Source organism: Streptococcus sp. 'caviae' (genome assembly GCF_001937065.1).
Lineage (GTDB): Bacteria > Bacillota > Bacilli > Lactobacillales > Streptococcaceae > Streptococcus.
On sequence record NZ_MOWR01000002.1, the window covers coordinates 305,959 to 330,594 of the forward strand.

Here is a 24,636-nt window from a genome sequence, read left to right on the forward strand (position 1 = left end):
GGCCAGATTTCCTGTTTTTGCTTTGTGTTTTGGTTCTTTCTAAAATTGGTTTGCACAAGAGGTAGAAATTTAAAGAAAGGTTAGGGTTGATTGCGGGTTCATTGCACTTGAATTCAATCGGAAAGCTGTGTCAAAAAGATGTCTTGGCTAGAAAATCAGGATTTTCTGCCAAGCCCCTATTTTGACTTTGCTTTCTTTCAACCTTAGTATCGTGATGTTATGGCAATTTTAGTTTTAGGCGGAGCCGGCTATATCGGTTCTCATATGGTAGACCGTTTGGCAGAAGAGGGCAAAGAAGACGTTGTTGTGGTTGACAGTCTGGTGACTGGGCACCGGGCAGCGGTACATCCAGCTGCGAAATTCTATCAAGGCGATTTGGCGGATCAGGATTTTATGCGCAGGGTTTTCACGGAGAATCCGAACATAGATGCTGTGATCCACTTTGCGGCCTATTCCTTGGTTGCTGAATCTATGGAAAAACCGCTCAAGTATTTTGACAACAACACAGCCGGCCTGATTAAGCTCCTGGAAGTCATGAATGAATTTGGTGTTAAGTATATTGTCTTTTCATCAACAGCAGCGACCTACGGCCTTCCTGATGAACTTCCTATCAAAGAAAGCACACCGCAGCACCCCATTAATCCTTACGGCGAAAGTAAGCTCATGATGGAAACTATCATGAAATGGTCCGATCAGGCCTATGGAATCAAGTTTGTGCCGCTCCGCTATTTCAATGTAGCCGGTGCTAAGCCAGACGGATCTATCGGTGAAGACCACGGTCCTGAAACCCATCTTTTACCGATCGTGCTGCAGGTGGCTCAAGGGACTCGCGAAAAGATCATGATTTTCGGTGATGATTATGATACGCCGGACGGAACAAACGTTCGTGACTATGTGCACCCTTTTGATTTGGCCGATGCCCACCTGTTGGCTGTTAACTACCTGCGTGAGGGCAATCCATCAACTGCCTTTAACCTTGGTTCGTCAACAGGATTTTCAAATCTGCAAATCTTAGAAGCAGCCCGCAAAGTCACCGGCAAAGAAATTCCGGCTGAAAAAGCCGATCGCCGTCCCGGAGATCCAGACACACTGGTAGCCAGTTCAGAAAAGGCGCGTGAGATACTTGGATGGAAACCACAGTTTGACGATATTGAAAAGATTATCGAGACCGCTTGGGCTTGGCATTCCAGTCATCCAAGGGGTTATGAAGACTAAAGGCAGTGATAAACAGCCGTCTGTCTGATTCAAACAGGACTGTTGTTTTTAATAAATTAAGCTAAACCAAAAAAGCCGCTCATATCGAACGGCTTTTTTGGCTATTCTTTTATGTCTTTTTAAAGTGATGGATTAAAAATCATATGTTTAGCTGGAGCTGTATAAAAATTTATCAATAACAAACGAGAGGTGACAGTCGATCTTTAAATGGCTGCCGCCCCTCGTTTTTATTTGCCGGCAGAGCAGATTATTGTGAATTCGCATCAGCCCTAAGAATTTTGCTAAATTGGCTGTAGAGAGCCTGTTTGTCATCTGAGAGTTTGGAGTCTGTCACGACATAATCAAAATCACTGGTCTTATAAAAGACGAAGAAATCATAAGAGTCAAACTTTTGGTTATCTACTAAGAGGTACTTTTCCAGCGCTTTATCCAAGGCGAGTTCCTGAATGGTGCCTTCAGATTCACTGTAGGTGGCAACCGAATCCTGATAGACAGCATTAGCACTGATAAAAGCTTTGGAAAAGGTCAGCGAAGCGATATTGCTGCTGGCTAAAGAGCCGACAAAGGCTCCGGTAACAGGGCGGTATTCCCCGCCGATAAGCAGGAGATCAATGTTTGGGCTCTCCTTTAAAATATCAAATACCGGCAGGCTGTTGGTAATGATGCGCAGATTGCGCTGGAGCAGCTCCTGGGCAAAGTACTCCAGCGTGGTTCCCGGACCGATGAAAATTGTCTCGCCGTCTTGGACACGCTGGGCAGTAAAAGCAGCAATTTCTTTTTTCTCGCTGACCTGCTCAGATTGTTTTTCAATGTTTGATTTTTCGGGTTTATTCAATAGATTGATGCTTTGAGCACCGCCGTGCACTCGGATCAGCTGGTGCTCTTTTTCGAGCTCAGCCAAATCGCGTCGGACAGTCATGTCAGAAACCCCGAGTTCTTTGATAATATCATTTACCGTAATAATGGTTTGATGTTTTAATTGTTCTAATATCCAATTTAATCTCTCTTTTTTGATCATATAAAACTCCTATACAGTGTTCTTTTGATGATATTATAGCATAAAGATAGAAAAATATCACATTTATAAACAAAAAAGAACAAATTTAAAATTGGAAAATTTTCTCAAAAATCGTCAGATAATAGAGAAAATTATTGATAAATCAATGTTTATCGGTATTTTTTAAAATAAACAAAAATATGCAATTTTTTCTTGACAAAGTGTTTGTTTTGGTTTATTATTATTTTGTAACAAACAAAAATAAACAAAAGGGAGAAGAAACATGGCAATTGTACTTGGTGCCGATAAGGCAGGAGAAAGACTGAAAGATCTTGTGAAAGATTATCTGCAGGCAAAAGGTTTTGATGTCACAGATGTCAGTGCAGAAGGACAGGATTTCGTTGATGTTACCTTGGCTGTAGCAGCAGAGGTAGATAAAGCTGACGATAATCTGGGAGTTGTTATCGATGCTTATGGTGCTGGTTCCTTTATGGTAGCAACCAAAGTTAAAGGAATGATTGCAGCAGAAGTATCAGATGAACGCTCTGCATACATGACACGTGCTCACAATAATGCACGTATCATTACCATGGGTGCAGAAATTGTCGGTGATGAATTGGCAAAAAACATTGTCAAAGGATTCGTTGAAGGCCACTATGACGGCGGTCGCCACCAAATCCGTGTGGATATGCTTAACAAGATGTGCTAAAAAAGGAGGACAAAAATGAAAATCGCTATCGGCTGTGACCACATTGTGACAGATGAAAAAATGGCTGTCTCAGAATTTTTAAAATCAAAAGGCTATGAAGTGCTTGATTTCGGGACTTACGACCATGTCCGCACCCACTACCCTATTTTTGGGAAAAAGGTCGGAGAAGCTGTAACCAGCGGACAGGCTGACTTGGGTGTTTGTATCTGCGGTACCGGTGTTGGTATCTCTAATGCAGCAAATAAAGTACCGGGTGTTCGTTCTGCCTTGGTTCGTGACATGACTTCGGCTCTCTATGCCAAAGAAGAGCTCAACGCCAATGTTATCAGTTTCGGCGGGAAAATTATTGGCGGCCTCTTGATGAATGACATCATTGAAGCCTTCATCAAAGCTGAATACAAAGAAACGGAAGAAAACAAAAAATTGATTGCTAAAATCGCTCACGTTGAAACTTCTAATGCTGATCAAAAAGATCCTAACTTCTTTAAAGAGTTTCTTGACAAATGGGATCGCGGGGAATATCACGATTAAGAAAGGCTGACCTTATGATTCTTACCGTAACGATGAATCCTTCCATCGATGTTTCCTATCCGCTGGATAAGCTCAAGCTTGACACGGTCAACCGTGTTTCAGAAGTCACCAAGACGCCGGGCGGCAAGGGACTGAACGTGACACGTGTCTTAGCAGAAGCAGGCGATGATGTTACTGCGACGGGGTTGATTGGCGGCAGACTCGGTGATTATTTGACTGAAAAGCTGACACAGGCAGGCGTCAAACATCAGTTTTTCCCCATTCATGGCGAAACACGCAACTGCATTGCGATTCTGCACGAGGGACTGCAAACGGAAATTTTAGAGAGCGGCCCTCTGATTGATCCTGATGAAGCTGAAGGCTTTCTGCATCATTTCAAGCTGATCTTGACATCCTTTGATGTGGTAACGATTTCCGGCAGTCTGCCGGAGGGTCTTGAGAAGACTTATTATGCCAAATTAATCGGACTGGCTAATCTATACCGGAAAAAAGTGGTCCTTGACTGCTCAGGCGCGGCGCTTGAAGCTGCCCTGAAATCTTCAGAAAAACCAGCCGTCATCAAACCAAACAGTGAAGAATTATCACAGTTATTAGGCAGAGATATTTCAGAGGATACAGACAGCCTGAAGGAAGTCCTGCTTGATCCTTTGTTTGAAGGAATTGAGTGGATCATTGTCTCTCTGGGAGCAGATGGTGCTTTTGCGAAACACGGGGATACATTCTACAAGGTGGATATTCCTAAAATTGACGTTGTCAATCCAGTCGGATCAGGCGACTCAACCGTAGCTGGAATTGCGTCAGCCCTGGCACACGGCGAAGATGATGCTGCCCTTTTGAAAAAGGCAAATGTTTTCGGCATGCTGAATGCCCAGGAAAAAATGACCGGTCATGTCAACATGGCTAACTACGATACTTTGTATCAACAAATTCAAGTAAAAGAGGTTTAAAAATGGTACTGACAGAACAAAAACGCAAATACATGGAAAAACTGAGCGATGAAAACGGGATTATTTCAGCGCTTGCTTTTGACCAGCGCGGCGCTTTGAAACGTTTGATGGCACAGCATCAAACGCAAGAGCCGACCGTTGCACAGATGGAAGAATTAAAAGTGCTGGTAGCACAGGAATTGACCCCCTATGCTTCATCAATGCTGCTTGATCCAGAATACGGCCTGCCTGCCACAAAAGCTCTTGATAAGAATGCAGGTTTGCTGTTGGCCTATGAAAAAACAGGCTATGACACCACCAGTACCAAACGTTTGCCGGACTGCTTGGATGTTTGGTCAGCCAAACGCTTGAAAGAACAAGGCGCCGATGCTGTCAAATTCCTGCTTTACTATGATGTCGACAGTTCTGACGAGCTCAATCAGCAAAAGCAAGCCTATATTGAACGCATTGGTTCTGAATGCGTGGCAGAAGATATTCCTTTCTTCTTGGAAATTCTGGCTTATGATGAAAAGATTGCTGATGCAGCGAGCCCTGAGTATGCAAAAGTTAAACCTCATAAGGTTATCGAAGCGATGAAGGTCTTTTCAAATCCGCGCTTTAATATTGATGTGCTGAAAGTTGAAGTCCCTGTTAACATGAACTATGTTGAAGGCTTTGGCAACGGCGAAACGGTTTACAGCAAAGCAGAAGCAGCAGCTTTCTTCAAACAGCAGGACCAAGCAACTGACCTCCCTTATATTTACCTGAGTGCTGGTGTATCTGCTAAATTGTTCCAAGATACCCTCGTCTTCGCTCATGAATCAGGGGCAAACTTTAACGGTGTCCTTTGCGGCCGCGCTACTTGGGCAGGCAGTGTCAAAGACTACATTGAAAAAGGTCAGGAAGCAGCGCGTGAATGGCTGCGGACAACAGGTTTCCAAAATATTGATGAGCTCAATAAAGTGCTGCAAAAGACAGCAACATCTTGGAAGGAAAAAGTTTAAGAGGCAAAAGTCAATCTTTTATGCTTAAGCTAAGGAGGCGTAATTATAGTGACTTCACTGATTCATGAAGAGACAGTGTTTGTTTCTGATAAGACAGATCAGGCAGAGATTTTTAAGGAAATCGCGTCAAAACTTTTAGACGCCAATCTGGTAACAGAGGATTATCTTGATCATTTAATTGAGAGAGAAGAGAATTATCCAACTGCTTTGCCGCTGTCTCCAATTAATCCCTCGCTGCCTAATATAGCAATTCCTCACACAGAGAGTGAATTTGTTAAGGATACCCGCATTGTACCGGTCAAATTAAAACAGTCTGTCACGTTCAAAAACATGATACTTCCTGACGAAGATGTTGACGTTTCTTTTCTCTTTATGATTTTAAATAATGATGAAAAAGAGCAGGCGGGATTGCTGCAGAATGTTATGGATTTCATCAATCGACAGGACTCTGAGGAGTTAATTGATTTCTTTAAGTTGGATGATCCTCACAAAATTTATGAATTTTTGAAACAAAGGTTTTAAGGAGAGAAATAATGATTAAAATTTTAGCTGCCTGCGGGGCAGGTGTTAATTCTAGTCACCAAATTAAAAGCGCTTTGGAATCTGAATTAACCAAACGTGGTTACCAAGTATCATGTGATGCTGTGATGATTAAAGATATCAATGAGGAAATGCTGTCTCATTACGATATTTTTGCGCAAATTTCTAAAACTGATTTAGGATTTGACGTTAAAATTCCCGTTGTTGATGCCGGTGCTATTTTATACCGTATTCCAACCATGGCTGAACCAGTCTATCAAAAAATGGAAGAAGTCATTAAAGGTTTGCATAAATAGCCTTTAATGGGAGGGATAAAAGATGAATGTAATTATTGATCTTGCAAATAAGGTGTTTCAGCCGATTATTGATTTGGGGGCCGCTCCCCTGATGACTATTGTGCTGACGGTTATTGCACTTTGTTTCAAAGTTAAATTTTCTAAAGCATTGGAAGGGGGAATTAAACTAGGAATTGCCCTGACAGGGATTAGTGCTATCATCAATATTTTATCAACAGCTTTTTCAGGAGCCATGGCAGATTTTGTTGCTCGGACAGGCCTCCATCTTAATATTACCGATGTGGGCTGGGCACCGTTAGCCACCATTACCTGGGGATCGCCCTACACACTTTACTTTCTGCTGGTCATGCTGATTGTGAATATCATCATGCTGGTGTTAAATAAAACAAATACCTTGGATGTTGATATTTTTGATATTTGGCATCTCTCTATTGTAGGCTTATTTGCGATTTACAGCGGTGCAAATCTTATTATTGCGACAGTCTTAATCATCTTTATTGGTGTCTTAAAGATTATCAATTCAGATGTGATGAAGCCAACTTTTAACGACTTGTTAAATACAGGGGATGAAAATCCTATGACAACAACTCATATGAACTACATGATGAACCCCATTATTATGGTATTTGATAAATTGTTTGACAAGCTCTTCCCTTGGCTGGATAAATATGATTTCGATGCAGCAAAATTGAACGCTAAAATCGGATTTTGGGGCTCAAAATTTGCTATCGGTATCTATTTAGGGATTTTTGTGGGACTTTTAGCAGGACAAAAACCTGTTGATGTGCTGACGCTGGCTTTTACAGCGGCAGTCTGCTTGGAGCTTTTCTCTCTAATCGGCTCATGGTTTATTGCAGCTGTTGAGCCTCTGTCTCAGGGCATTACCGACTTTGCTTCATCAAAACTTAAAGGCCGTACTTTAAATATTGGTTTAGACTGGCCATTCTTGGCCGGGCGTGCTGAAATTTGGGCGGCAGCCAATGTCCTTGCTCCTATCATGCTCTTAGAAGCAATGATTCTCCCGGGCAATAAGCTTCTGCCTTTAGCCGGAATTATTGCCATGGGGGTTACACCAGCCTTGCTTGTTGTTACTCGCGGTAAATTAATCCGCATGATTGTTATCGGTGCCATTGAGCTGCCTTTGTTCTTATGGTCTGGTACGCTGATTGCTCCCTTTATTACAGAAACGGCTAAAAAAGTTGGTGCCTTTCCAAAAGGACTGAGTGCTTCAACAATGATTTCCCATACAACCATGGAAGGGCCGGTTGAAAAGTTTTTAGCCTACTTTGTAGGGAAAGCTTCTGAAGATCAGATGACATTTCTTCTATACGCCCTGCTTGCTTTAGCGGTCTATACGCTGCTGTTCTTCTGGTATGTCGGTCAGATGAAAAAACGCAACAAGCTTTATAAAGAAAGCAAGCAGTAATCATTGGCGGTTAGCGGGCGGTGCTCAGGCTGCACCTGATTTATCCCGTTTAACCATTCCGTATTGTTTGTATATTCATATTTTTGTAAAAACGCTATTAAATTCTATTAAAAAGGAGAACCACCATGAACAGAGAAGAAGCGACTCTTTTAGGGTTTGAGATTGTAGCCTATGCCGGCGACGCACGCTCAAAACTGCTTGAAGCCTTGAATGCTGCTCAGGCTGGAGATTATGCTAAGGCTGATGAACTTGTTTCAGCAGCTGAGGACTGTATCACTGATGCCCATAAAGCTCAGACTAGTCTTTTGACAAAAGAGGCACAGGGAGATGCTATTGAACTGAGTGTCACACTGATGCACGGTCAGGATCACTTGATGACGACCATATTGCTGAAAGATTTGATGAAGCACTTAATTGAACTATATAAGAGAGGTAGCTAGTATGAACGCATTAATTGCCCAGATTGAGAAAGGAAAACCTTTCTTTGAAAAGGTGTCTCGCAACATTTACCTTCGCGCTATTCGTGACGGTTTCATTTCAGCGATGCCCGTTATCCTGTTTTCCAGTCTCTTTCTTCTGATTGCTTACGTGCCTAATATCTTCGGCTTTTCTTGGCCGAAAGATATCGAAAACGGCTTGATGACACCGTATAACTATACGATGGGGATTATCGGTTTTCTGGTTGCCGGTACAACGGCTAAGTCTTTGACCGATTCAATGAATCGCCAATTAGATGATACCAATCAGATTAACTTTATCTCAACGATGCTGGCATCAATGGCTGGATTCTTAATTATGGCAGCCGACCCAGCTAAAGAAGGCGGCTTCCTAAGCGCCTTCATGGGAACCAAAGGTCTCTTGACAGCCTTCATTGCAGCTTTTATCACTGTTAATGTTTACAAGGTCTGCGTCAAAAATAATGTGACCATTCGCATGCCTGAGGAAGTTCCGCCAAATATTTCTCAAGTATTCAAGGATATCTTCCCCTTTGCTTTCTCAATCATTATTCTTTATGCTATCCAGTTGGGAATCAAAGCGGTTCTTGGCGTTAATGTCGCTGAATCAATCGGAACTCTCTTAGCACCTTTGTTCTCGGCTGCTGACGGCTATCTTGGAATCACCATTATCTTTGGGGCTTATGCACTGTTTTGGTTTGTTGGGATCCATGGTCCTTCTATCGTGGAACCGGCTATTGCAGCCATCACCTATGCCAATGTTGAAACCAATTATCAGCTGCTTCAGGCAGGCCAGCATGCAGATAAGGTCATTACTTCAGGAACTCAAATGTTTATCGTTACCATGGGCGGAACAGGTGCGACCTTGGTTGTTCCTTTCATGTTCATGTGGCTGACTAAGTCAAAACGCAACAAGGCTATCGGCCGTGCTTCTGTTGTACCAACTTTCTTTGGTGTTAACGAACCAATCTTATTTGGAGCACCCATTGTTTTGAACCCTGTTTTCTTCATTCCTTTTATCCTGGCACCAATTGTTAATGTTTGGGTTTTCAAATTCTTTGTAGATACCTTGGGAATGAATAGTTTCAGTGTCAATCTTCCTTGGACAACTCCCGGACCGTTGGGAATTATCATGGGGACAGGTTTCGGTGTATTAGCCTTTGTCCTTGCAGCTCTCTTGATTGTGATTGATGTTGCCATTTACTATCCTTTTGTTAAAGTCTATGATGAACAAATCTTAGCCGAAGAAGCAGAGGGTAAGAGCGCAGCGGATTCTCTTAAAGAAAAAGTTGCCGCCAACTTTGATACTAAAAAAGCAGATGCTATTCTTGGAAAAGCAGGCACTGCCGAAACAGCTGACAGTGCCATCACTGAGCAGACAAATGTTCTGGTTCTCTGTGCCGGCGGCGGAACCAGCGGTCTCTTGGCCAATGCACTCAATAAGGCAGCTGCCGAATACGGAGCACCTGTCAAGGCAGCTGCCGGCAGCTACGGTGCCCACCGCGAAATTCTGCCGCAGTATCAATTAGTTATTCTGGCACCGCAAGTGGCATCTAACTATGAAGATATGAAAGCAGAAACAGACAAGCTTGGTATTAAATTGGCTAGGACTGAAGGAGCCCAATACATTCAGCTGACCCGTGACGGTCAGGGAGCTCTGGCTTTTGTTGAAGAGCAATTTAAAGATTGAGAGGTCACAAGATGACTAAAACATTACCTAAAGATTTTATCTTCGGCGGTGCGACAGCTGCCTATCAGGCAGAAGGTGTCACCAAAGGAGAAGGAAAAGGTCCGGTTGCCTGGGACAAGTATCTGGAAGATAATTATTGGTACACAGCAGAGCCTGCCAGCGATTTTTATCATAAATACCCTGTTGATTTAAAATTGGCTGAAGAATTTGATGTCAACGGTATCCGAATTTCCATCGCTTGGTCGCGGATTTTTCCGACAGGTTTTGGCCAAGTTAATCCGAAAGGGGTTGAATTCTATCACAAGCTGTTTGCAGAGTGTCACAAGCGCCATGTTGAACCCTTTGTGACCCTGCACCACTTTGATACTCCGGAAGCTCTGCATTCTAAAGGCGACTTTCTTAACCGCGACAATATAGACCACTTTGTTAATTATGCCGAGTTCTGTTTCAAGGAATTTCCAGAAGTCAACTATTGGACAACCTTCAATGAAATCGGTCCGATCGGCGATGGTCAGTATCTGGTAGGAAAGTTCCCGCCGGGTATCAAGTATGACTTGGCTAAAGTTTTTCAATCCCATCACAATATGATGGTTTCCCATGCCCGTGCGGTTAAACTTTTCAAAGACGGCGGCTACTCCGGTGAAATCGGTGTCGTACATGCCCTGCCAACTAAATATCCTTACGATCCGTCTAATCCGGCAGATGTGCGTGCAGCAGAGCTGGAAGATATTATCCATAACAAGTTTATCCTTGATGCCACCTATCTTGGTCGGTATTCAGAAAAAACCATGGAAGGCGTTAACCATATCCTTGCTCTGAATGGCGGGGAGCTTGACCTTCGTGATGAGGACTTTGCAGCACTTGAAGCAGCAAAGGATTTGAATGACTTCTTGGGAATCAATTACTATATGAGTGACTGGATGCAGGCTTTCGATGGTGAAACAGAGATCATTCATAATGGTAAGGGCGAAAAGGGGAGTTCTAAGTACCAGATTAAGGGTGTTGGCCGCAGAGAAGCGCCGGTTGATGTACCAAAAACGGATTGGGACTGGATTATCTATCCGCAAGGTCTCTATGACCAAATTATGCGCGTGAAAAAAGATTATCCAAACTACAAGAAAATTTATATCACCGAAAATGGTCTGGGCTATAAAGATGAATTTATCGATAATACCGTTTATGATGACGGCCGCATTGATTACGTGAAGAAACACTTGGAAGTCATTTCCGATGCTATCGCTGACGGTGCCAATGTCAAAGGTTACTTTATCTGGTCACTTATGGATGTCTTCTCATGGTCAAATGGCTATGAAAAGCGCTACGGTCTCTTCTATGTTGATTTTGATACGCAGGAGCGCTACCCTAAAAAGAGTGCCTACTGGTATAAAAAATTGGCTGAAACGCATACTATTGACTGATGATTTAGCAATACTTTCTTGTCTGCTGACATCCAACAATACTCCATTATTTAACACATAAGCTGCTAAATCAGTCAAAGTAAAACGTTTGTATTTTTTGAAAGGACTTTATGGGCAAGAGTTGCAGTCTTTGGCTGTGCTCTTGCTTTATTTTCAAGTCTCAACAGGGAGGATAAACATGACAATCGAACTAAAAAACGAAAAACTTAATGTTCAGTTTAAAGAATTCGGCGGTGCCCTGTCTTCTATCAAAGACCAAAACGGTATAGAGTACCTATGGCAGGGAAATCCTGAATACTGGAGCTCCCAAGCACCGGTTCTTTTCCCCATTTGCGGCAGTTTGAGAAATGACTGGGGAATCTACAATATTAAAGAACATCCGCATTTTTACGGCCGCATTCCCAGACATGGGCTGGTGCGAAAGAAACAGTTTGCCTTTGAACAGCTGAGTGAAAACAGTCTTTCTTTTACCATTGAGCCCGACGAGGAAATGCTGACGCAGTATCCCTATCGCTTTGAATTAAAGATTATCTATACTTTAAAAGGGTCAACCATCCGCACAGAGTATCAGGTAAGCAATAATGAAAAGGAAAGGACAATGCCTTATTTTATCGGAGGGCATCCCGGTTTTAACTGTCCTTTGTTTGAAGGGGATCGCTATGAAGACTACTATCTTGAATTTGAAAAAGAAGAGACCTGCACGGTGCCAAGGTCCTTCCCTGAAACAGGACTGCTTGATCTAGGAGACAGAAGTCCTTTCTTGGAAGAGCAGAAATTCCTTGACTTAGATTATTCTTTATTCGAGCATGATGCTATCACTTTAGATCAGTTACAGTCAAGAAGTGTCACCCTGCGTTCTCAAAATCAGGATGGGGGTCTGCGTCTGGATTTTGCAGATTTTCCCTATCTTATTCTTTGGTCAACAGTTACTAAAAGCCCTTTTATAGCCTTGGAACCTTGGAGCGGCCTGTCAACGTCTTTGGATGAATCTGATTATGTGGAAGAAAAACGCGGTGTCAGCCTGCTGGCTCCCGGGCAGACCGATCGCAAATATTTTGACATCACCGTTTTATAAATTCGGCAAAACGCTGAACCGCAGGAAAATTTTTCAGAGCATGCTAAAAATCCATTTGGAGTTAGGAATCTCCAAATGGATTTTTAATATAGCAGACAGGCTGCGCATCAGACATGCAAAGCCACAGGCATCCGCAGACTGCTGAACTGCATGAGGATTCGGTCTTAAAAATGAGCTCAACCAACCAACCGTCAGGAGCACTTAGTGCGGTGTAAGAAGGCCAGAAAATTAACAGCTGTTTGTTTTACCCCCAAAACTTAGCAGCAATTTCTTGGCCTTGTTTGATTTTGGCCCATTGCTGCGGAATAGCCAGTTCATTGCCGGAATCACAGGAAGCAAAGCCACATTGATGTGACAGCAGCAGACGTTCTTTCGGAAGAATGGTGCTGGCTTGCTCCAATAACTTCAGAACGCGTTCTTCATCATCAAGATTGGTTGTCTTACTGGAAAGCAGTCCGAGAACCACCTCGGCTTCTTTATCTTTAAGGGAAGCAAGAGCCTTTAAATCACCTGAGACATCGCTGTCCCATTCTAAGAAAAAGCGGTCGTAGTGCTGATCACGTAGGAACTTTTCGGCAATGGCTTCGTAAGTTCCGCCTGAAGCTGAGCGGCTTTCGTAGTTACCGCGGCAGTTATGCGTCCAGACCTTAAGCCCTAATTGGTGACCGTAGTCTGCCACTTCGTTGTTAATAGCAATAAATTCATCGGCGAGGTCGGCCAGGCTGGCATTGCCTTCTGCAAAAAAGGAAGCAGGGTTGGATTCGTCAAAGAGCTCCCAGAGACAGTCGTCAAACTGAATGATTTCACCGCCGGCTGCCTTGTACTCATCCAAGAATTCCTTGTAAGCCTTGATGAGGCCGTCCTTTAATTCGTCATTGGTTTTGTAAACTTGATCGGGACCGGCAAGTCCATCAAAGATGGCCAGCTCGGTATAAGCGTGAGCAGGGCCCCAAATCGTTAATTTGGTTTGCGTATCGCCAGCCTCTTCCTTGAGCAGTTTGTAGATGTCTAAGAAATGATGGTTCTTACCTGAAAGCGGCTCAGTGATGCGAATACCGATATCTTTGCGGGTTTCAAAATGCCCGCCGTCATGGTCTTGGAAGGTGTAACCATGGTCTGCAATATAGCGTTCAATGCCTTTCAGTCCCCAAACAAAGTCTAAATGCCACATTGATTTAGAATATTCACCGTCTGTCAGAATATCAATGCCATTGGCTTTCTCATCGGCAATGACTTTTTTAATATCTGCCGTTTCTGTCTCAAGATAGCCCGGGAAGCTGTCATAAAAGGGATACTGAATATCATCGCGGTGTTCGATTTTGTTCTTATAGTCAAGAAGGTCAGCCGGACGAAGCAGGGAGCCGACGAGTTGGAATTTTGATTGTGCCATATACATGCCTCTTTCTAGATTTCTTGCCTTTTATTGTACAGGAGCTGAGCCCTTTTGAAAAATAGTTAATTTAGAGAAAAAGGTATAGTTTAAAACTATATCTCTTTTTTGCCAATATAAGTTCCTTCAACAGAAAAAGAAGTTTTCTCTTCCTCCTCCTTTTTGGTAAAATAGAAGAAAGGTGATGAGCTAGGGAATGAAACAAGCCTAACCGATGTCACCAAACAGAGTAAGTTAGCAAAGCGCCGTTTTGATTTTTAAAGAATATTAGGAGTTTTTTTATGCGCGACAACCATTTACACACCCACTTTTCCTACGATTCCGATGCCAGCTTTGAGGACTATCTCAAAGACTACAGCGGGGAGATTGTCACGACAGAGCACTACGATCTGTCCAACCCCTACACCAAGCAGGATGATGTGCCCGATTATGAGGCTTATTCTAAGGAAATAGCAGAGCTAAATCGCAAATATGACAATCGTATCAGGCGCGGCATTGAAATCGGCTACTATCAGCCCCGCGAAGCCGATATTATCAGCTTCCTAGCTGACAAGGACTATGACTTGAAATTACTTTCCGTCCATCACAACGGTATCAATGACTATCTGGATGATGAAGTTGCCGACATGGACAGAGAAGTTGTTATCCAAGAGTACCTGGACAAGCTGGAATATGCCATCGGGCGCGTGGAAGCTGACGTGCTGGCGCATTTTGACTATGGTTTTCGCTTGTTTGACATGACAGTTGATGAATTAAAGACCTATGAACCTCAGCTCATTCGCATTTTCCAAAAAATGATTGATTGCAATCTCGCCTTTGAGCTCAACAGCAAATCCATGTACCTCTACGGCCACGAACATCTCTACCGCTATGCCTTGGGCTTAGTTCAATCACTGGGCTGCCATAAATACTCCATCGGCTCCGACGGCCACAAACTCGAGCACTTCCGCCTAGCCTTTGATAAAATCCAAGCTATTTTAGATGAGTATGGGGTAGGAGAAGAGGAGATAATCTAGAAATAGCGACAGTGGTATAGTGTTTAACTTGCAAACCTATTCCGATTGTCAGTCAGCCTTATATAGTTGTGATGGATAAAAATGAGAGGATACACTAGTATGTCGAAATACAGTGAGTTTAAAAATTTGCTGAATAAGTTCGTTCAGCAGGCAAATATTAATATTAAGGGAGGGAAAGGAAAAAGAACAAAATTAGAAGGAGTAACTGAAATATATCCTGCCGTGACTATTGATGATATTCCCCATAAAATTGAGATGTTTAATAGAGGCTATGGACCTAAGAATGGAAGCGGATGTAATAAGTTACCCTATTTTGGATATGAATATAGTAATATCAAAAACACTTGGATTAATATTCGTACTATATTTGAAAATTTTGAAGTTACTGGATTTAAAGTTGTTAAATGGCATCCTGATGGACACGATACTGATTTGAATATTCAATACTTAGTTAAAGACTTAGAATTGGATTCAGAACAAGAACCTAATTCAGACTTAAAACAATTTTATGATACATTTGTGAGTTTTAAGAAAGATAATGATATAGAAGAGAATATGATGGAAAAAATTTATCAACTAATTATCACTAAAGATTCCGTAGAGGCTAATAATTCAACATTTGATATAAACAATCTTTCTATAGGTGATTCATTCAAACCGATAAATGTTTATTTTCAAAATAAAACTGGAGAAAAGATACGACGTCAATATAATAAGAATGAGAGAAGAAATAGTAATCAAACTTTGCCCCGTCTTGCTTTTCAGATTTATGAAAAAGAAATTGAGTCACTAACAAAGGAAGAAAAACTGAATTTTCCAACTTGCCAATATACACCTGATAGTGGTATTACAAAAGGAATTTTTGATTCAATACAAGAAATTAAAGAGTATAGAAATTCAATAGAATTTTTAGAGTACAAAAGTAATACAAACTATTTTGTTATTTATTGTTGGAATATATTTTCGACTTTGATGTTTGTTCAAGAATGTTTAAAGAGGTTTGGGAATGAAGGAGATCAATTTATATTAGAATATAAAGAAAAGACTCAAAGTGAAATTTTAGAAGAATCCCATGCAAATCCTGGAATACAAGATTATGTGCAAAGATTAAAATTCTCACCCAACCTCATCCTCCGCGGTGCGCCGGGGACTGGGAAAACTTATCTTGCTAGGCAGATTGCAAAGGAGCTGACTGGCGGAAATGATGACCAAATTGGTTTTGTCCAATTCCATCCGTCTTATGATTATACGGATTTTGTGGAGGGTCTGCGTCCTGTTTCAAATGGAGATGGGAGTATCGGTTTTGAACTGCGGGATGGGATTTTTAAGAAATTTTGCCAGAAAGCGAAAAAGAATTTTATTGATTCGCAAAAATCTGCAAAAGTTATCAAGAATGAGAATGACGCTCGTAATAAGATTTCTACATTTTTTGAAGATATGGAATTTCCTTTTCAGGAATTCAAAACACAACGCAATAAATTCTTTGTAACAGGTATTGATGAAAAAAATATTCATATTTCTATTCCTGATAATGAGGTAGCAAATAAATTAAAAATAAGCATTCAAGATATAGAACAGATGCTAGGTTCAGGTAGAAATTTTAATCAAGTTAATGAAATTACGCATTTCTTTGAAAAGCAGCATGCAACTCAAGGGTATTCTTACTATTTAGCTCTTTTTAAACAGATAAATAAAGAAAAAACTAAAAATGCTCATAAGGTAGTTACTAAAGAACGTAAAAACTTCGTCTTCATCATAGACGAAATCAACCGTGGGGAAATTTCCAAGATTTTTGGGGAATTGTTCTTCTCTATTGATCCGAGTTACCGTGGTGAGAAGGGAGCTGTTTCAACGCAATATGCTAACTTACATGAAACGGATGAGAAGTTTTATATTCCTGAAAATGTTTATATTATCGGCACCATGAATGATATAGACCGCTCTGTTGATACCTTTGACTTTGCCATGCGCAGGCGTTTCAGGTTTGTCGAGGTGACGGCAGAGGAGCGAGCAGATGAGATGCTTAGTGATGAAGAGGTTAAAGATAGGTTAAGACAGTTAAATGCTGCTATTGAAAAGAATGAAGAACTTGGACGGCATTATCAAATCGGTCCATCTTATTTTATAGATTTAGATAAGGGAGAAGTAACTGCTGCCGAGCTTTGGTCGGATTACTTAAAACCGCTTTTAGAGGATTATCTGCGCGGATCTTATGATGAGTTAGAAAAGCTGAAAGAGTTAGAAAAAGCCTACAACTCAGTAGAAAAGGAAGAGTCAGATGAGACTGACGGATAATGCTTCAGTAGCTAAGTCTGAATTTGAAGCTTCTTACCCTCAGCTGTCAGAAAAATTACTGGACAGAACGCTGGAAAGTCTTTCCAAAGAGGACAATCTCTTTATTTTCCCGTATGATTTGCTGGATTCTCCTGATTTGGAAAAAGAAGGCAAGGTGCTGGAGACGGTCAATAATCAGATCAAAACACAGAATATTATCGGTTTTCTGGGCTGTGGTGATGAGCGCTTGAGCATTCATTCTCGTTTTGCCAATGAAAGTGATGATTATTTTCTGCATTACATGCTGCAAAAAGTGCTGCTGCTCAATCTGACTAGTCTTGATGTCGGTCTGTCTCAGGAAGACAGCTGGTACCAGCTCTTAGTCTATCTTTTTCCCAAATATCTTCAAGCGGCTCTGCGCAAGGGATTTTACAAGGAATATCAGCGCTTTTTCTACAATGACAGCAACGTCAAGGGAACGATTGAGGTTGCCCAGCATATTAAGCAAAACGTTCCTTTCATAGGGAAAGTGGCTTATTCGACTAGGGAATTTTCTTATGACAATGCCCTCATGCAGCTGATTCGGCATACTATTGTCTTTATTCAGCATACTGTTCCCAATGGCAGAGAGCTTTTGTCCAGCTCGCCATCTATTAAGGAAAATACGGCTGAAATTGTACGGGTAACGCCCAGTTATCAATTTTTAGACAGGGCTAAGATCATCAGAGAAAATCAAAATAAACCTATCCGCCATGCTTACTATCACGAATATCGGACTTTACAGCGGCTTTGCCTCATGATTTTGCGTCAAGAAAAACATGGACTGAATCAATCCAATCAAAAAATCCACGGACTTCTCTTTGATGTTGCCTGGCTCTGGGAAGAATATCTGGCGACCTTGCTTGGGAAGGATTTCGAGCACCCGCAGAATAAGGCGGGTAAGGGTGCTATTTCGGTCTTTTCTGACAGAACGAGATCAGTTTATCCAGACTTTTACAGTCGTCAATTAGGCCTTGTTTTAGATGCTAAGTATAAAAAATTGGAAACGACTGCGAAGGGAATTGTCCGAGAGGATCTATTCCAGCTGATTAGTTATACTTATCTTTTAGAAGCTAAGGTGGCTGGCTTGTTATTTCCAAGTACTGAAAGAGAAGTTGATAATTATATTGGAAAGCTTGCAGGTTACGGCGGAATTTTGAAAAAATGGTCTCTCTTGATTCCCCAAACCGCTGACAGCTATGCAGATTTTGTCCATCAAATCCAAGCAAATGAAGCCTCTTTTCAAGAAACCATTAAAACTCTAAACGAAAGCGAGCAGACTAATGACTGAAAAGGTAATCCTAGTCCGTCCCAGTCTTGATTGGGAAGAGGAATTACTGGCTTATAAGGAAGCTTTTAAAAATGAGCACATGCACGGCGGAGCCGGTCTTGATCGATTTGATAGGATGTCTGACTGGATGGCCTACTTAGAAAAATTGTCAGGGGATAAACCGGCGGCAGATGGCTGGACAGCGACAGCTTTTCTCTGCATTCGCCCGTCCGATAAGCGGATGCTTGGCATTTGCAATGTCAGACACTATCTCAATAGTTTAGACCTGCTTAATGTTTCAGGACACATTGGCTATTCCATTTGGCCTGATGAACGTCAGAAAGGCTATGCTAAAGAGCAGCTGCGCTTAGCGCTGTTAGAAGCTAAGAAATTAGGTATTGAAAAGGTTTTGCTGACCTGTGCAGACGGAAATATCGCTTCTGAACGCACGATTTTAGCTAATGGCGGTGTCTATGAAGACAGCCGTCTGGACGAAGCAAGTGGAGATATGATGAAGCGTTACTGGATAGATGTGACCGAAGGAGCATGAGCCATGAAACTAATCTTTTTGCACGGTTTGGGACAGGACAAGACGGTTTGGGATGCTGTGGCAGCAGCCCTGCCTCATCAGGACTGCCTGGCTTTAGAGTTATTTGCAGACGGGAAAATGCCTGAAAATTTTGAGACCTTGACAGAGCAGGTGGCCAGCAGTCTCCAAGAGATAGAAGAAGATTTTATTTTAATCGGTTTGTCCTTGGGCGGTGTGCTGGCCCTGGCACTGAGTCAGTATCATTTTATGCATCTCAAAGGTCTTATCATTTCCGGTGCGCAGTACCGTTTGAAAGGAAATTTTCTTTATAAACTGCAGCTGCTAGTCTTTCAGTTCCTGCCCCAGTCGGTTTTTAAAAAGCGGGGAGCTGCTAAAAGGCCTCTCCTTACCTTTTTAAAGTCCATGTCTAATCTTGATTTAAGCGACAGGGTCAAACATATCCAGCTACCAACCTTGATTCTCTGCGGGCAAAAGGACAAGCCCAATCTTTTGCCTGCAAAAGAAATGGCAGAGCTGATTCCCCATGCCAAACTTGCTGTCATAAAAAAAGGCGGACATCTCTTAAACACTGACATGCCCACGGTTTTTGCTACAAAAATTACTGATTTTTTAAAGGCACTAACTGAAAAGTAATCTGCGTTTGCCCAGCCTCTTGAAGTACTCTCTTTCCGAAATGGCCTTAGGAAAATAAGGCTGACAGTTATAAACTCAAAAATAGAAGTCCGCAAACACTCAAAAACCACGAACTTTCTCACTAGCTCTAAAGGCTTGAGAACAGTTCGTGGTTTTTGCTATTATAAATCGCTGTATTCCAAACCGAGCGAGTCTGCAACGGCCTTGTTGGTAACTTTGCCGCGGTAGATATTCAGTCCTGTGCGCAGGGCTGTGCTTTCAGCGACAGCTTTATCAGCGCCTTTATTGGCCAGTTCAAGGGCATAAGGCAGGGTGGCATTTGTCAGAGCGAGAGTAGATGTGCGAGCGACAGCTCCCGGCATGTTGGCAACGGCATAGTGGACAACTCCGTCAACCAGATAGGTTGGATCGTCATGAGTTGTTACGCGGTCGGCCGTTTCAATGATACCTCCCTGGTCGACAGCGACATCAATGATGACAGAACCAGCTCTCATTTGTGCGACCATTTCTTTGGTGACAAGTTTTGGTGCGCGTGCTCCTGGAATTAAAACTGCTCCGATGAGGAGGTCTGCGTCTTTAACGCTTTCTGCAATGTTGAGCGGATTGGACATCAGTGTCTGTACCTTACCGTCAAACTGAGCGTCCAGTTCAGCCAGGCGTTTTGGATTCACATCAATAATAGTAACTTTGGCACCGAGCCCGACAGCCATCTGTGCAGCATTAACCCCGACATTGCCGCCGCCGATAATGACTGCGTGGCCTTTTTTAACACCGGGAACACCGCCGAGAAGAATACCCGAGCCGCCTTCGATTTTAGTGAGGAACTGAGCGCCGAGCTGAGTGGCCATGCGTCCTGCTACCTCACTCATAGGATTGAGCAGCGGAAGCGTACCGTGATCAACAACGGTTTCGTAGCCGATTGCAATCACGTCCCCATCAATCAGAGCCTGCGTCAGCTCTGGTGCTGGTGCTAAGTGCAGGTAAGTGAAAAGCAAGAGTCCTGGGCGGAAAAACTGGTATTCACTTTCTAAAGGTTCTTTAACCTTGATGACCATGTCAGCTGCCCAAGCTTCCTGAGCTGTAGATTTGATGAGAGCCCCCTGCTCTTGATATTCCGCATCGCTAAAACCGGATCCAAGGCCTGCGTCCTTTTCAACCCAGACTTCGTGACCAGCCTGTTTGAGTGTAAGCACACCAGCTGGCGTCAGACCTACTCGGTTTTCATTGTTTTTGATTTCCTTAGGTACACCAATAATCATATTGTAACCCCTTTCATTTAATAAAAATATTTTCCCATATTGACAGGCAATAGTCAAGAAAAAATCAAAAGGCGGTTTGCTCAGGTACCAGCAAACAGTGAGAGATTGGAGCTATTAGTAATTTTTTGCATAGACATTTAATCGTTTATTCCTTCAAATATAAAATAAATTCATATTTGAATATAAGCTGCTTAGCCCCTTTTTTGTGATAGTATGCATCATAAGAGCTTGAAGTGACAAATGTGACATTAGAGCAAATCACTGTATTCACTAAAGGGATTAAACTGGTTAAAGGGATGGGATTATGACGGCGGAACAAAGTCCTATTATTCAAATCTATAACTTAACTGGGGGGAGAATTATCTATGTTAAAGTTCTTAAAGAGGAATAGACTGTTTGCACAATTAACAGGAATTAATTTAGTCTCAAAAATTGGAGACAGGCTGTTTTATACAGCAATGCTGGCTGCAGCAACTTCATTACCGAACAGCAGCTTTGCGGTAATGATTGTGTCAGCTTCAGAGACCCTTCCTATTTTGATTAGTTTATTTCTAGGTGTGATTGCTGATAAACAGCAGAAAAAACTAGATCAATTAGTGACTAGTTCACTTGTTAGAGCAGCTTTGTATTGCTGCATTGGACTTATATTTAGGTATCCTCCCACTTTGCTATTAGTCATTTGTGCTTCGTGCTTAAACCTTTTATCGGATATTGGCGGGAATTACGCGACGGCTCTGTTTTCACCTTTTACCAAGATTTTAATAAAAGCAGACGACATGGAGAAAGCTCAAGGTCTTGTCAATTTAGGCACACAGCTGGTCTCTGTTTTTGCAGCCTTTATTGGAGCAGTCTTGCTGACGATTTGTACAGAGAGTACTTTAGCCCTGATAAATGCTTTGGTTTTTTTAATGGTTACTATGCTTTATTGCCTAATCAAACCATCCCTGCAAGACGATGAGACCAAGATAAAGAAATTCGAACAGGGAAATACTATTTCAGTCGTCAAAGATAATTTGAAATCTTTTACCGCTGATCATCTCTTTTTGGTTAATGTAATTCAGCTGTCCATGCTCAATGGCTTTTTCGGAGGACTGACACCTCTATTCGCCTTGTTTATCAAGCATAACAATGAATTAACTGCTTTAAGCGGCCCCGTAAAAATATCAGTCTTATCAGGCATTATTACGCTAGCTATGATTATTGGGAACAGCCTGACAGCTAAAGTGCTTAGAAAACAGTCCATCTTTTATATTAATCTTTGGTCTGATGCAGTCATTCTTTTTGTAGGGCTAGGTTTTATCTTTAATAATATTTGGCTGATTTTCTTTTCGAATGGCTGGCTCGCTCTGCTCTTAGGGATTGTTTCCCCAAGATTCTCAGCAGAAGTGGTCAACCGCTATCCCATAGACAGAATCGGCGGAATTATTACCAGTATCAATGCTATTTTAGTGTTAGTACCGCCCGTAACAAGCTTGCTGTTTCCCATGTTATCAGCCATCAGCATATGGCTTGCCTACTTAGCTTTTATTGCTTATGCTCTGTTATTAATCATCATTAGTTTCGTCTTAGTGAGAGCAGCAAGGACAAAAGTTTGAACACCATTATAAAAACGAACACCTTTAGCCTTCTGTTAATCAGAAGGCAAGTGTGCTCGTTTTTTTGATTAGCGCAAAACAGCATTTAAGTTCGATGCTTATCTTTTCTTGAAATTTTTAATATGCTATTAGTCTGTTTAAATTATCTTGGAGAAAATCGGCAACTTCCTCCTGCCCCAACTCTTTAATATGCTGAATATACTGTTCTAAAGCTGCTGTGCCAACACTTTTTCCTTCTTGATAATTGAGAATTTTTCTCAAGAAAGTAAGAACAGTCTTTACGAACATATCTTGGTAAGTGAGAATACTGTCTAAGTGTTTCATAAAATAATCGGCATCATATCTCTGCTCTCTCTCCAATAATACAAAGATGATGTTTAGGAAAACTAACTGTGTTCGGTATTTATTATTGGGGATTGATAAGTATAGCGAATCCCTTTCAGTGAAAGCTTTTCCTAAAAAAATGAGGTCATTAGTGGATAATACTTGTAAGGTATTTCCAAAAATATAGAGTTCATATTCTGTCCAATCTTCAATACTGTAGAGATAGGCTGCGATGAATTCTTTATCCTGATCTGAAATGATAAATTCCGGTTTCAAATTGTGAATAGCACACTGAATAACCAGCTTATTAAGCTGATTATAGGTATCGTAGGTCTCAGAGTTCTCTTCATCATTTTCTAAAAGTTGTTTTAAGCCTGCGACATCTTTGTTTGAGTGAAGTTCAGAAATGATTTTAGCCTGCTTAAAAAAACGACTGTCTTCATATTGATGATAAGCATGCTCAAACTCAGAAAAACTCATATGAATAGCAGATATGGCACGGAGCAATTTATCTGCTGAAAGCATCGTTTGACCATTTTCAAATTTAGATAATTGAGACTGTGATAGATTGCTGTTAACCACATCTTTCATCTTTAGACCCCTAGCCAGTCTAAGATCTCTATACAGTTCACCTAGATTAACTGCATTTAATTTAGTCAAAGGCCATTCTCCTTCATTATCTTATGTTAAGAAAAAAACGTCCCTGAGGACGGTTTTTCTTGTTTTTATCGAGTAACGCGGCGGCGTGCAGCTTTCTTACGATTTTCTTCAATAAAGGCAGCTTTCTTTTCTTCCGGATCGATAATTGTTTTCTTAACAGCAAAGACAGCTCCGGCAACTGTTGCAGCAGTACCGATGACGCCTGTCGCAAGACCTCTAGCAAATGCATGTTTTTTAGCCATAAATAAGACTCCTTTTATATGTTATAATAGTATTATTATCTTAAAAATTACCGTTTTTTTCAAGGAAAAAGTGCATGAAAGAAAAAATACTTGTGGTCTTAGGTCCGACAGCAGTCGGCAAGACAGCTTTGGGCATAGAGCTGGCGCAAAAATATGGGGGAGAAATCATCAGCGGAGACAGTCAGCAGGTTTACCGCAAGCTGGATATCGGAACGGCCAAAGCGAGCGCAGCCGAACAGGCAGCGGTTCCTCACCATCTGCTGGATGTACGCGATGTCAGTGAGGGCTACTCGGCTTTTGATTTTGTCCAAGAAGCGGCGAGTGCTGTTGAAGCAATCAGGCGGCGCGGCCACCTCCCGATCATTGTCGGCGGGACTGGACTGTATTTGCAGAGTCTCTTGGAAGGCTATCATCTGGGCGGTGAGGTCAATCAAGAGGACGTTTTAAATTACCGCAAAGAATTGGAGGAGCTGTCAGATCAGGAGCTCTTTTCTTTGCTGGAGGCTCAGGGCATTGAACTGCCGGAGTTTAACCGCCGCCGCGCCACCCGGGCGCTGGAACTGCACAGATTCAGTCAGGGAGCCCGCAATCATGAGAAGCCTTACGATTTTTTACTGCTTGGTCTAAGCGATGACCGCCAAAGGCTGTATGAACGGATTAATCAGCGTGTTGACCAGATGATGGCTCAGGGGCTGTTAGATGAAGCCAGGTGGCTTTATGAGAACTATCCTCAGTCGCAGGCCAGCCGCGGCATTGGCTACAAGGAACTTTTTCCTTATTTTGCGGGAGAGGTGAGTTTGGAAGCAGCAGTTGCTCAAATCAAACAGAATACCCGTCGTTTTGCCAAGCGTCAGCTGACTTGGTTTAAAAACCGCATGGCTGTGGATTTTTACATGGTCAGTGAAGCGGATTGCAAAATGAAGATTGATCGGGCAGTGCTTAATTTTTTAGGGAAAGCGTGACCCTTTAACAAAGAAAAGCGCAGCAAATTTCTGCAAGAAGTAGCTTTTGTCCGAGGCTTATTTGTCTTATTTTAAATGTATTTTACATTCGTTAAGGGCTGATAAAGAATAGAAAATTGTCTGACTTTTCCAGACAGCTG

At 42.0% G+C, this 24,636-nt stretch carries 24 protein-coding genes; 19 read left to right on the plus strand and 5 right to left on the minus strand.

What is annotated here, in order from left to right; all coding sequences use genetic code 11:
* The first annotated feature begins 219 nt into the window (after nucleotides 1-219).
* Entirely contained in the window at nucleotides 220-1,215 is a 996-nt protein-coding gene (galE, locus tag BMI76_RS03460; protein WP_075346212.1) for a UDP-glucose 4-epimerase GalE, read from the plus strand.
* Between the two features lie 247 nt (nucleotides 1,216-1,462).
* On the opposite strand, the gene BMI76_RS03465 is transcribed toward galE, so the two are convergent.
* Nucleotides 1,463-2,233 carry a DeoR/GlpR family DNA-binding transcription regulator gene (locus tag BMI76_RS03465; protein WP_075346213.1) on the minus strand — a complete coding sequence of 257 codons (771 nt, stop codon included), beginning with the start codon at nucleotides 2,231-2,233 and terminating at the stop codon, nucleotides 1,463-1,465.
* A gap of 262 nt (nucleotides 2,234-2,495) precedes the next feature.
* Here BMI76_RS03465 and lacA point away from each other — a divergent pair, with 262 nt between their 5' ends.
* The 11 genes from lacA to BMI76_RS03520 all read left to right on the plus strand — a co-directional run bounded on the left by lacA (nucleotide 2,496) and on the right by BMI76_RS03520 (nucleotide 12,282).
* Nucleotides 2,496-2,921: a galactose-6-phosphate isomerase subunit LacA gene (gene lacA, locus BMI76_RS03470; protein ID WP_075346214.1), complete on the plus strand. Its 426-nt coding sequence runs from the start codon at nucleotides 2,496-2,498 to the stop codon at nucleotides 2,919-2,921.
* A gap of 15 nt (nucleotides 2,922-2,936) precedes the next feature.
* On the plus strand, nucleotides 2,937-3,452 hold the full coding sequence (lacB, locus tag BMI76_RS03475; protein WP_075346215.1) for a galactose-6-phosphate isomerase subunit LacB: 516 nt from the start codon (nucleotides 2,937-2,939) through the stop codon (nucleotides 3,450-3,452).
* Between the two features lie 14 nt (nucleotides 3,453-3,466).
* Nucleotides 3,467-4,399: a tagatose-6-phosphate kinase gene (locus BMI76_RS03480; protein WP_075346216.1), complete on the plus strand. Its 933-nt coding sequence runs from the start codon at nucleotides 3,467-3,469 to the stop codon at nucleotides 4,397-4,399.
* A gap of 2 nt (nucleotides 4,400-4,401) precedes the next feature.
* Complete coding sequence (gene lacD / locus BMI76_RS03485) at nucleotides 4,402-5,382, plus strand: tagatose-bisphosphate aldolase (protein WP_075346217.1); 981 nt, start codon at nucleotides 4,402-4,404, stop codon at nucleotides 5,380-5,382.
* A gap of 48 nt (nucleotides 5,383-5,430) precedes the next feature.
* Entirely contained in the window at nucleotides 5,431-5,904 is a 474-nt protein-coding gene (locus BMI76_RS03490) for a PTS sugar transporter subunit IIA (RefSeq protein ID WP_075346218.1), read from the plus strand.
* 11 nt (nucleotides 5,905-5,915) lie between these two features.
* Nucleotides 5,916-6,218 carry a PTS sugar transporter subunit IIB gene (locus BMI76_RS03495; RefSeq protein ID WP_075346219.1) on the plus strand — a complete coding sequence of 101 codons (303 nt, stop codon included), beginning with the start codon at nucleotides 5,916-5,918 and terminating at the stop codon, nucleotides 6,216-6,218.
* 22 nt (nucleotides 6,219-6,240) lie between these two features.
* Complete coding sequence (locus tag BMI76_RS03500; RefSeq protein ID WP_075346220.1) at nucleotides 6,241-7,644, plus strand: PTS galactitol transporter subunit IIC; 1,404 nt, start codon at nucleotides 6,241-6,243, stop codon at nucleotides 7,642-7,644.
* Between the two features lie 125 nt (nucleotides 7,645-7,769).
* Nucleotides 7,770-8,084, plus strand: a complete 315-nt coding sequence (gene lacF, locus BMI76_RS03505) for a PTS lactose transporter subunit IIA (RefSeq protein WP_075346221.1) — start codon at nucleotides 7,770-7,772, stop codon at nucleotides 8,082-8,084.
* A 1-nt stretch (nucleotide 8,085) separates the two neighbouring features.
* Complete coding sequence (locus BMI76_RS03510) at nucleotides 8,086-9,789, plus strand: lactose-specific PTS transporter subunit EIIC (RefSeq protein WP_075346222.1); 1,704 nt, start codon at nucleotides 8,086-8,088, stop codon at nucleotides 9,787-9,789.
* 11 nt (nucleotides 9,790-9,800) lie between these two features.
* The gene (lacG, locus tag BMI76_RS03515; protein ID WP_075346223.1) at nucleotides 9,801-11,207 is read left to right on the plus strand and encodes a 6-phospho-beta-galactosidase; all 1,407 of its coding nucleotides are present in this window, start codon (nucleotides 9,801-9,803) and stop codon (nucleotides 11,205-11,207) included.
* A gap of 178 nt (nucleotides 11,208-11,385) precedes the next feature.
* Nucleotides 11,386-12,282 carry an aldose 1-epimerase family protein gene (locus BMI76_RS03520; RefSeq protein WP_075346224.1) on the plus strand — a complete coding sequence of 299 codons (897 nt, stop codon included), beginning with the start codon at nucleotides 11,386-11,388 and terminating at the stop codon, nucleotides 12,280-12,282.
* Nucleotides 12,283-12,526: 244 nt separating this feature from the next.
* Here the strand turns inward: BMI76_RS03520 and BMI76_RS03525 are convergent, their stop codons facing one another.
* A complete protein-coding gene (locus BMI76_RS03525) occupies nucleotides 12,527-13,672 on the minus strand; it encodes a cobalamin-independent methionine synthase II family protein (protein WP_075346225.1) in 1,146 nt (381 codons plus the stop codon).
* A 281-nt stretch (nucleotides 13,673-13,953) separates the two neighbouring features.
* Between BMI76_RS03525 and BMI76_RS03530 the strand changes: the two genes are divergently transcribed.
* From BMI76_RS03530 to BMI76_RS03550, 5 genes are all read left to right on the plus strand, one after another.
* On the plus strand, nucleotides 13,954-14,688 hold the full coding sequence (locus BMI76_RS03530; protein ID WP_075346226.1) for a hypothetical protein: 735 nt from the start codon (nucleotides 13,954-13,956) through the stop codon (nucleotides 14,686-14,688).
* Nucleotides 14,689-15,243: 555 nt separating this feature from the next.
* Nucleotides 15,244-16,983, plus strand: a complete 1,740-nt coding sequence (locus BMI76_RS03535) for an McrB family protein (protein ID WP_075346256.1) — start codon at nucleotides 15,244-15,246, stop codon at nucleotides 16,981-16,983.
* On the plus strand, nucleotides 16,967-18,292 hold the full coding sequence (locus tag BMI76_RS03540; RefSeq protein ID WP_075346227.1) for an McrC family protein: 1,326 nt from the start codon (nucleotides 16,967-16,969) through the stop codon (nucleotides 18,290-18,292). Before BMI76_RS03535 ends, BMI76_RS03540 begins: the two co-directional genes overlap by 17 nt.
* Nucleotides 18,285-18,821 (plus strand): GNAT family N-acetyltransferase, encoded by a 537-nt coding sequence (locus BMI76_RS03545; RefSeq protein WP_075346228.1) that lies wholly within the window; start codon nucleotides 18,285-18,287, stop codon nucleotides 18,819-18,821. Before BMI76_RS03540 ends, BMI76_RS03545 begins: the two co-directional genes overlap by 8 nt.
* Before the next feature lie 3 nt (nucleotides 18,822-18,824).
* Nucleotides 18,825-19,454 (plus strand): alpha/beta fold hydrolase, encoded by a 630-nt coding sequence (locus BMI76_RS03550; protein ID WP_075346229.1) that lies wholly within the window; start codon nucleotides 18,825-18,827, stop codon nucleotides 19,452-19,454.
* Between the two features lie 161 nt (nucleotides 19,455-19,615).
* Here the strand turns inward: BMI76_RS03550 and ald are convergent, their stop codons facing one another.
* Entirely contained in the window at nucleotides 19,616-20,713 is a 1,098-nt protein-coding gene (gene ald / locus BMI76_RS03555; RefSeq protein WP_075346230.1) for an alanine dehydrogenase, read from the minus strand.
* Between the two features lie 365 nt (nucleotides 20,714-21,078).
* On the opposite strand from ald, the gene BMI76_RS03560 reads away from it, so the two are divergent.
* Nucleotides 21,079-22,308, plus strand: coding sequence for an MFS transporter (locus BMI76_RS03560; protein WP_075346231.1), 1,230 nt, complete (start codon nucleotides 21,079-21,081; stop codon nucleotides 22,306-22,308).
* A 117-nt stretch (nucleotides 22,309-22,425) separates the two neighbouring features.
* On the opposite strand, the gene BMI76_RS03565 is transcribed toward BMI76_RS03560, so the two are convergent.
* Nucleotides 22,426-23,292 carry an Rgg/GadR/MutR family transcriptional regulator gene (locus BMI76_RS03565; RefSeq protein WP_075346232.1) on the minus strand — a complete coding sequence of 289 codons (867 nt, stop codon included), beginning with the start codon at nucleotides 23,290-23,292 and terminating at the stop codon, nucleotides 22,426-22,428.
* A gap of 65 nt (nucleotides 23,293-23,357) precedes the next feature.
* On the minus strand, nucleotides 23,358-23,534 hold the full coding sequence (locus tag BMI76_RS03570) for a DUF3042 family protein (RefSeq protein WP_002263068.1): 177 nt from the start codon (nucleotides 23,532-23,534) through the stop codon (nucleotides 23,358-23,360).
* A gap of 74 nt (nucleotides 23,535-23,608) precedes the next feature.
* Between BMI76_RS03570 and miaA the strand changes: the two genes are divergently transcribed.
* Nucleotides 23,609-24,496 (plus strand): tRNA (adenosine(37)-N6)-dimethylallyltransferase MiaA, encoded by an 888-nt coding sequence (gene miaA, locus BMI76_RS03575; protein ID WP_075346233.1) that lies wholly within the window; start codon nucleotides 23,609-23,611, stop codon nucleotides 24,494-24,496.
* Nucleotides 24,497-24,636 lie beyond the last annotated feature (140 nt).